9 protein-coding genes are annotated in these 7957 nt (G+C 57.5%); 5 read left to right on the top strand and 4 right to left on the bottom strand.

Annotated elements, in window-relative coordinates:
- Positions 1-178: 178 nt before the first annotated feature.
- The 3 genes from KYG_RS24905 to KYG_RS02995 are packed head-to-tail and all read left to right on the top strand — an operon-like array spanning position 179 to position 3638.
- Positions 179-520 carry a hypothetical protein gene (locus KYG_RS24905; RefSeq protein ID WP_008903340.1) on the top strand — a complete coding sequence of 114 codons (342 nt, stop codon included), beginning with the start codon at positions 179-181 and terminating at the stop codon, positions 518-520.
- A complete protein-coding gene (locus tag KYG_RS02990) occupies positions 517-1716 on the top strand; it encodes a hypothetical protein (protein WP_008903341.1) in 1200 nt (399 codons plus the stop codon). Before KYG_RS24905 ends, KYG_RS02990 begins: the two co-directional genes overlap by 4 nt.
- A gap of 8 nt (positions 1717-1724) precedes the next feature.
- Positions 1725-3638 carry a hypothetical protein gene (locus tag KYG_RS02995; protein WP_008903342.1) on the top strand — a complete coding sequence of 638 codons (1914 nt, stop codon included), beginning with the start codon at positions 1725-1727 and terminating at the stop codon, positions 3636-3638.
- On the opposite strand, the gene KYG_RS23185 is transcribed toward KYG_RS02995, so the two are convergent.
- From KYG_RS23185 to KYG_RS03010, 3 genes are all read right to left on the bottom strand, one after another.
- Positions 3625-4071, bottom strand: a complete 447-nt coding sequence (locus tag KYG_RS23185) for a terminase small subunit (protein ID WP_008903343.1) — start codon at positions 4069-4071, stop codon at positions 3625-3627. The genes KYG_RS02995 and KYG_RS23185 overlap by 14 nt on opposite strands.
- Positions 4072-4123: 52 nt before the next feature.
- On the bottom strand, positions 4124-5350 hold the full coding sequence (locus tag KYG_RS03005) for a Y-family DNA polymerase (protein WP_034692874.1): 1227 nt from the start codon (positions 5348-5350) through the stop codon (positions 4124-4126).
- Positions 5351-5515: 165 nt separating this feature from the next.
- Positions 5516-5968, bottom strand: coding sequence for an HAD domain-containing protein (locus tag KYG_RS03010; protein ID WP_008903345.1), 453 nt, complete (start codon positions 5966-5968; stop codon positions 5516-5518).
- Positions 5969-6082: 114 nt separating this feature from the next.
- On the opposite strand from KYG_RS03010, the gene KYG_RS03015 reads away from it, so the two are divergent.
- Positions 6083-6385, top strand: a complete 303-nt coding sequence (locus KYG_RS03015; RefSeq protein ID WP_085942482.1) for a helix-turn-helix domain-containing protein — start codon at positions 6083-6085, stop codon at positions 6383-6385.
- On the opposite strand, the gene KYG_RS03020 is transcribed toward KYG_RS03015, so the two are convergent.
- Complete coding sequence (locus KYG_RS03020; protein WP_008903347.1) at positions 6382-6822, bottom strand: hypothetical protein; 441 nt, start codon at positions 6820-6822, stop codon at positions 6382-6384. The genes KYG_RS03015 and KYG_RS03020 overlap by 4 nt on opposite strands.
- A gap of 174 nt (positions 6823-6996) precedes the next feature.
- Between KYG_RS03020 and KYG_RS03025 the strand changes: the two genes are divergently transcribed.
- A complete protein-coding gene (locus KYG_RS03025) occupies positions 6997-7866 on the top strand; it encodes an ATP-binding protein (protein WP_085942483.1) in 870 nt (289 codons plus the stop codon).
- Positions 7867-7957: the final 91 nt, after the last annotated feature.

Here is a 7957-nt window from a genome sequence, read left to right on the forward strand (position 1 = left end):
AAGCAGCTAGCCTCAACAGGCAAAAATCGCTAACATTTCCGAGCGCGCAAGTAATTGCGCTGTGCAACGAAGCCTATCGCCGGTGTGGCGTGTGGTGGAGCCCTCGTGCCAGTCCTTGCTGCATTGATTTGCGGCCTTGATCTGGCGATATGTCTCCATCGCACGAAAGGCCACATCCATGGCGAGCGACATCACTCCTAGTCACCACAGTGCCCCCCATCGTCTCAATGCACCCGCCGCAGCGGCTGCAAACCAGGCGTTCCCCCTACCCCAGAAACGCACGAAAACGACGGCGGCGCAGCTTGCGCCCAGCGCAGGCACTGAGCAGCGCGGGCCGTTCATTCCCGTCACCGACTGGAATCTGCGCCACCCCTGGCCGCCCATCGGGGGCTTGCGCCACCTCATCTTCCACGCGGCCTCCAACGGCTTCGACAAAGTCATCCGCCGTGTTGGACGCCGTGTGCTGATCGACGAGGCCGCATTCTTCGCCTGGGTTGATGGCAATGGAGGTGCGAAATGAAAAACCAGGCCCCTTCCACAAACGGCTCCTGCGACGCGATCACTTGCTTGATGTGCCTTGCAGGCTACTCAGCCACCAAAACGTTCGTCACCGACGCCGCCGGCAAGGTCATCAAACACGATTTCAACGCTGGTACGCTGTTTTACCAATTCGAGCAGCCCATCAACAACATCCTCGAACTCTCCGAGGCCCTGACCGAACTTGAGAAAAACCCCAGTGCGTCGGTGATCAGGGGGTCGCTCTGCGACCCTACACTCGCTGGCGAGGCTCTGCGGCGCCTGGGCGCAGGTGAAGGGCAAAATTTCAAAGGACATTTCAAGACCCCGGCTCAGGGTCGTCACTGGGTCTTGATTGATGTCGACAAGTTGAAACTGCCAAAGAGCTTGCCGCTTACCGCGAAGAATCTGGGCAGGATTCTTCACTGGATCACAGACCAACTGCCGCCCGAACTCCAAGACGTGTCATTCCACTGGCAGCTCTCCAGCAGTGCTGGTGTTTTTGGCACCGATTCTGTCTCCGCCCACTTCTGGTTCTGGCTGACGCGGCCCGCCACGAATGCCGACCTCAAAGCATGGGGTGCGGCGTTCAACGCATCGTCGAAGCGGTTGAAAATTGACCTTGCGCTGTTTCAACACGTCCAGGCGCACTACACGGCTGCACCGGTTTTCGTGGGCATGGCAGACCCGTTCCCCAAACGATCTGGTCTGACGCGCAAAGGACGCGATGCAGCCACTATTGTCGCGCCGTCATCTTCACACTCAGTGGTGGGCAAGCACCGCCCCAAGGGGAAAGCCCTCACCATCTCCAAAGGACCGAGTGGCTTCGAGGCCATCGTCGAATCGATCGGTGATCACCCTGGCGGGGCAGGCTTCCGTCAGCCCTTGCTGCGCGCAGCGGCCAGCTACGTCAGCACCCACGGAGCGGCCAACACAGATCCGCAAGCGCTCTTTGAGCGGCTGAACCGTGCGGTATTCGAAGCCGATAGCTCGGCCCATACACCCGAGGAAATTGCGGAGCGGGCAAGCTTCGCAACCATCATGCCGATGATCAATTCGGCGATGAAAAAGTTTGGAAATAAGGCGAGCACCCACTCGCCGCACCTGATCAAGGGAGCGCCCCCCTCCACTCTCGGCTCGCACACACAGTTGTCGCCCGCGCAGATGGCCACAGAAATTCAGACATTTTTCACGATCTGAGGCAGGCCATGACCATCGAAGTGCTGAAGGCACCCGCCGGGTGCGGGAAAACACACGCCTATGTGGACATGATCACCCGGGTGAGCCCACTTACCCAGATCGAAATCTACGTCCCCACCATCAAACTCGCCGAAGAGATCAAGCAGGCCATCGCTCAACGCGGTACGGCGCACCGTGCTTCTGTGATCAGGGGGCGTGAGCAGATTGGTCCACACAATCAGCCCTTGTGCATGCGGCATATATTGGCTGCCGCAATGAGCAGCAAGGGGGTGAGCGTCTTCCCAACCCTGTGCATGCAACGCACCCAATACGGGACTTCGCACTGCCAAAACTACGAGCAGTGCGGGTACATCCAACAATATCAGCAGTCCAACATCCACATCTACACCCATGCGCACTTGCAGCTGGGGCGCACGATGCTGAATGAACGCCAGCCGGACTTGGTGATCATTGACGAAGATTTCACCATGGGCCTTGTGGAACACATCGAAATCCCGATGTCGTTGCTGTCGCAGGTCAGGGGGCAGCTCGAATTCCAGAATGCCGTGTGCGCAATCATGAACTGGACCAGTACTCAAGACCACGCAGCCTTGCTTCGTGAATTCCAGCAACAAGGCGGCGGATGGTCTGACCTGGCAGAGACGCTGAAAAAAGTCCGTCCGGCAATCCTCCCTGGCGAACTGGATCAGATAGTGATGACCCGCCTGTCCGGCCACCAAAACGTCAGGCCAGTTGCATCTCTGCTTTCGCATCTGGACCGTGTGTTATCAAAAGGACTGGTACCCACTGCCATCGACATCACCCCCAACAAGCTCACCGTACATCACCGCCACGAAATCACCCGTTTTGGAGAACTGAAAGGGGGAGGTGCTCCCCTGAGGATCTTCATCACCGATGCGACGATTTCCGAAATGATCGTTCGTCAATGCCTGCCCATAGACACCTTCAGGGAGGTTTACGGGCAACGCAATGCGATCGTGGTGCAGTGCTCTGATTCGATGTGCTCCACGTCCTCGCTCACGCCTGCTAAACAAAACGGCGCGGCAAGCCAGCGACGGGCAATGAAGCGGCTTTCAGATGTGCAAGCTCTGGTGGATGAACTTGCGACCACGGGTACGGACATTCTTGTTGTCGGCCCAAGCATCATCACAGGCAACCCTGCCAGGGGGATCGGGTCGAAGCTGGCTACTGCGCCAAATGTGCACTTGGCACACTTCGGTGCTGTTCGGGGAATCGATGCATGGAAAACCTGTGAAGTGCTGGTACTGATCGGGCGCAACGAGCCCGCACCTCAAGCGGTCGAGAACATTGCCCGGGCATTCTTCTACGACGATCCCACACCACTCCAACTGACCGGCCAGTGGAAATCTCAAACCAGAGGGTTTGATATGGCCTCGGGTGAGCAAATCGGTACGATTGTCGAGGGACACCATGATCCGAGGGTTCATGAAGTCCTGATGCAGATACGTGAAGCCGAATCAATACAGGCCCTGGACCGCCTGCGCTTGATCCACAACATCGAACCCAAGCTGGTTATCCTGTTGTCAAAACTGCCGTTACCTGGAGTCCAGGTTGACCAGCTTCTGCCTTGGTCTGAACTGACCCGTGGGAGTGAATTTGAGCGCCTTTACCGCAACAACGGCGGCATACTCCCTCTGAACACATCCTGGATTGCGCATAAGACCGGCAAAACTATCGAGGCAACCAAAAAGTCCATCCAGCGCCTATTGAAGAAGAGACATTCTTTACTACGATTTTCCAAGTGGAGAATGTCCCCTCTTGGCCAACCACGCGTGGCACAGTATCGCCCAGTCGGTCAACGCAGTTGGAGTAAATTCTTCAGCGCCCATGCAACTGATGACCAAGCCAAAACGGCACTGGAAGCTCTGCTGGGGGACCAGATCAAGGTCAAATCTGAGTAACTGCTGATATCTCGCCAATCAGGCTAAAAAGTTCCACGTCGGTCATCGCTTCTATGCGATCCCTCTCGGCACTCGCTCTCAGACCGACGTCCACCTTGGCAGCCGTCGGCGCGTAAAACCCCATCAGTTTGGCTATCTCCCTCAACCCCGCAATCATCCCTGCGGGGTTTCTTTGTTCCCGGGCCATCTCCACGGCCTCCAGAAGCCCCGCCAAGACGTTTTCCCGGTCAATCCATAGACGTGTAGCGTCGGCCTTCTGCCGGGCCCCTATGGCGCTGGAAATGGCTACATTCGTTAGCAACCGGTGCGCGGCCACCCGGGCGCCAGCGGCCCCGTATCCGGCCCGTATGGCAGCCTGGGTGCCGTTCGCATCCACGAGGTACTCGTCGATGAACCGGGTCTGTCTGGCGGTCAGAACGGGACTGGGAAACATGCCTATATTTTAAGCGCATTGCCTAAAATATAGGCAGTTTTATGCCTGTTTTTCATACACCCGGCACCTCCTCCCAGCACGTCGTGTAGTTCGGTGATTTGCGCTCTTGCAGCATCTGCCAGCCCTGGTAGGCGCCCTGGGTTGAAACCTTCACCGTACCCCGGCCATAACGCTGGTTCAACGCATCCAGGGCCTGCATCAGCCGCTCGTTGACGGATGGGTCAGGCGCCAGCAGATCGCCCTGATGGTGGCTGGCCGGCGTGATTTCGCTGAGCACAACGCCCGCCTTTTTGTACTGGTATCCGGGTTTGAACATGCGCTCGCACAAGTACGCCGCCCAGCGGTTCACCTCCAGGCTGTCATGGGTCGGATAGGTCAATGGCACGGCCAGGCTGGGCATGTACTGGGGCTGGTCTTGACGGAAACGGTTCGTCTGCAGAAAGACCTGAATCACAGCAGCATGGCTGTTTTGTGCGCGCAGTTTGGCGCAGGCATTGGCCACGAAGGTGGACAGCGCGTCTTTCAGCACCGGTAAATCCGTCACCATGCGGCCGAATGACCGGCTGGAGATGATTTGCTGGCGGTCAGGCTGCACTTCCTGCAGTTCAATGCAGGGGGTTTCCTGCAGCTCCCGCTGGGTCTTTTCCATCACCACCCCGAACTCGGCGCGCAAGGTCGGTACATGCGCCGCACGCAAGTCCTGCACGGTCCGCACCCCATGCCGGGTCAGCCGCTGGGTAAGCTTGCGGCCCACGCCCCACAAGTCTTCCACCGGGATACGTTGCAGCAGCCGGGTTTTCTGATCCTCGGTCAGCGCGTTGTAGTTGAAGACCCCCTTGGAACGCGGGTGCTTCTTGGCCACATGGTTGGCCAACTTGGCCAGGGTCTTGGTGGGACCGATGCCGACGCACACGGGAATGCCTGTCCACCGCCCTACCCGCTCGCGGATGGCGTAGCCCACCTCCCGAACCTTTGGGATGCCGGTCAGGTCCGCGAAGCACTCATCGATGGAATACATCTCGTGCCGAGGCGAAAAGGCTGCCACGATGCCCATGACCCGATTGGAGATGTCGGCATACAGCGCATAGTTGCTGCTCAGGGCCACGATGCCATGCTGCTCCGCCAATGCCTGGCATTCAAACCAGGGCTGGCCCATCTTCACGCCCAGGGCCTTGGCCTCGTTGGAGCGTGAAACCACGCAGCCATCGTTGTTCGACAGCACCACCAGGGGCACCTTAAGCAGGTCTGGCCGGAACAGTCGCTCGGCCTCATTCTGAATGACCCTAACAGTTAGTCAGGCTTAAGTGATTGAATTCACTCATGAAACGGCTCCTAACAGTTTTTGGGCGGATCTCACTGTCTGCACGGATAACCCAGTCGTCAGGTCCGGGTTGAACCTAAAACTTGTTATGTGGGGTCATGTCGCCTACCCTTGAATATCTTCTCAGAGAAGGCCTTGAAGACGAGCTGCAAGTTGCGAACAGGTACTCTGCGTAAGCCCAATTCGGCCATCGACCAAAAACAAGGACTTGCAGAACGGCCGATAGAGCCACGATCGATCATCCACGGCGACCCAATTGTGATGTGGCATGTTGTTGGCCCAAAGCCAAGCATGACACTCCGCCTCCCGCTGGTACCCCACAAGAGTGGGCGGGACGTTCGTAAGAGCGCAGTATCTGGGGTTTACGCCCTCGATCATTGCCGCAATGTCCGGAGAAAAATTTCGGATTAGCGCCTCGTAGGGTTGTTCCAGCCGCCAGGTGCTGGTGATCACAACTCGGCACTCAGGCACTTGCCGTAGAGCTTCTTCCATAATGGGCAGGCTGCAGAAGTGCCTGGACTCGTGGCAATGCTCGGGGTGCAGAACCCCATCGAAATCAAGAAACAAGATGGGCATGTGCAGGCCTTGTGAACAGATTTCCAACAGAGGCGGAATTTTCTAAGGCGGTTGTCGGATTACGAGACTAGTTGGTCGTGGTCTTTTTGGTCTCATTAGGCGGAAATCGGGGGGATGTCCTCCCGAAAGCGTGTTCCACCCCAAGCCGACTTTGGTCGGGCGCTGCAGCAACTGCGCGCTGCCCGGGGACTGGTTCAGGAAGATATGTTGCTGGCCACCAGTCGCCGCCACATCAGTCGCATTGAACAGGGTCATCAGGTACCCAGTATCCGCACCATTGAAGTGCTGGCCGAGCAGATGCAAATTCATCCATTGACGCTGGTTGCTGCCGCATACTGCCCGGATCTTGACGCCACCTCAGTCAGCGAACTCCTCAAAACCATCAAAACGGACTTCAAAGGCATGACGTCGGACTAAGTGTGGCAAGCCGAATTGGCTTGCTCCATGGCGTGCTGAACCAGCAGTTGAAGGCCCTGTATTAGCCCGGTGCCAATGGGAGTTGCGTCTTGGCGCTGCAGCATGCGATTGACAATCTCCCGATCAACGGCAGTGCTGAGCAAGCACAGTGCCTCCTGGAGAGTTTCCATTCCGACCTCGAAATTGTCGCCTGAGCGTTTTGCGCCAGCCTTGGACAGGAGCAGAAGTGCAAGGGGCAAGGCTGCACGAGTCGGGTCGTGCTCCCCGTTCCAGCTAACGCCAGACAAAAGATCTCTGAACTGGTCTGATACCAGCAACAATTGCTTGTCATCCAGCGCATCCGGCAAGATCGCCTCCCATCCCCTCGACATGATCAGACTCATCATGTCCTGTGCTCCAAATTTTCCGAGAGTCGCTTTTTCCAAACGCAGCATCATTCTTCATTCAAGTTAATATGAGACTAATTGGTCTCGTTCGAGGCCATGCGCAAAGATAGCGGACCCGCAATGCCATTTCTTTGTTCTAGCCATGCACTACCCTAAATGGAAACAATCCGGTTGCCTTGATGCGCTTAAGGAGGCAACCAGCCTGTTGCCTCAGATCTTTTCACCTTGAAGCACCGCCTAAATCTCACCCGCTTGGCCGAACTTGACAGGCAGTTTTGCGATTTCGCGAAGCTGCAGCCAACTACCGCGCCCAGGTGCGGCTGGACAAAGACGATCCGATTGGCGCTGGGCATGAGTTCTCAAGCACTGGGAGAGCGTTTGGGAGTGACAGCTCAGGGGGCCCGTAAACTGGAGCAGGCCGAGGCGAACGGGAACATCACGCTGAACACCCTTGCGCGCCTGGCCCATGGACTGGATTGCGAAGTGCGCTATGTATTTGTTCCGCGAACCAGTTTGGTGGAACAGGTACTCAGGCGCAACCTCGAAGACCTACAGCGCATGGCCAGCATCGTCCAAGACATGCTCTTTTTGTCGCGAGCGGATTGCGGTGCATTGGCGCGCAGGGTCGCTGTGGGAAGTCTTGCTGCAATTGCCTCGGACGTGGCCGAGTTTCATGAGGACGCAATGGAAGCAGCCGGTCTGGCGCTCAAAATCGTTGGTGACGGGGCTGGTGAGTTCGATGTTGGGCTCCTGAACCGAGCGCTATCCAACCTGGTGAGCAATGCCACCCGATTCGCGGACCGTGGAACTGCTGTGGAAATTTACATTGCCCTGTCGGATGAAGAGGCACGCCTGACGGTGGTCAATCGTGGCATCGCCATAGACCCCAAGCACGTGCCCCATATTTTTGATCGTTTTTACCGCGCAGACATCGCCAGAGCGGGCTCGGTACAGAACCACGGGCTTGGCCTGGCGATTGTCGCGGCCATCGCGCGCATGCATGGCGGGCAGGTATTTGCCCGCTCTGAGAACGGTTTGACATCGGTGGGCTTGACGCTCAAACGCCACATGCAAACCGACATGGAGGACAGCTGACCATGGAGCGAGCCCATGTGCCGCGATGGCAAGACCCTACAAGCCAGCGAAGCGCTGGTGAAGCCCGAAACAGGGTTGTAGCACCTTCGGC

Origin of the sequence: Acidovorax sp. NO-1 (assembly GCF_000238595.1) — a bacterium.
In the GTDB taxonomy this organism is placed as follows: domain Bacteria; phylum Pseudomonadota; class Gammaproteobacteria; order Burkholderiales; family Burkholderiaceae_C; genus Acidovorax.

What these genes read in the sequence shown, in the direction of transcription:
- KYG_RS24905 (WP_008903340.1), top strand. Translation starts at nt 179, where the DNA reads ATGGCGAGCGACATCACTCCTAGTCACCACAGTGCCCCCCATCGTCTC.
- KYG_RS02990 (WP_008903341.1), top strand. Translation starts at nt 517, where the DNA reads ATGAAAAACCAGGCCCCTTCCACAAACGGCTCCTGCGACGCGATCACT.
- KYG_RS02995 (WP_008903342.1), top strand. Translation starts at nt 1,725, where the DNA reads ATGACCATCGAAGTGCTGAAGGCACCCGCCGGGTGCGGGAAAACACAC.
- KYG_RS23185 (WP_008903343.1), bottom strand. Translation starts at nt 4,071, where the DNA reads ATGTTTCCCAGTCCCGTTCTGACCGCCAGACAGACCCGGTTCATCGAC.
- KYG_RS03010 (WP_008903345.1), bottom strand. Translation starts at nt 5,968, where the DNA reads ATGCCCATCTTGTTTCTTGATTTCGATGGGGTTCTGCACCCCGAGCAT.
- KYG_RS03015 (WP_085942482.1), top strand. Translation starts at nt 6,083, where the DNA reads ATGTCCTCCCGAAAGCGTGTTCCACCCCAAGCCGACTTTGGTCGGGCG.
- KYG_RS03020 (WP_008903347.1), bottom strand. Translation starts at nt 6,822, where the DNA reads ATGATGCTGCGTTTGGAAAAAGCGACTCTCGGAAAATTTGGAGCACAG.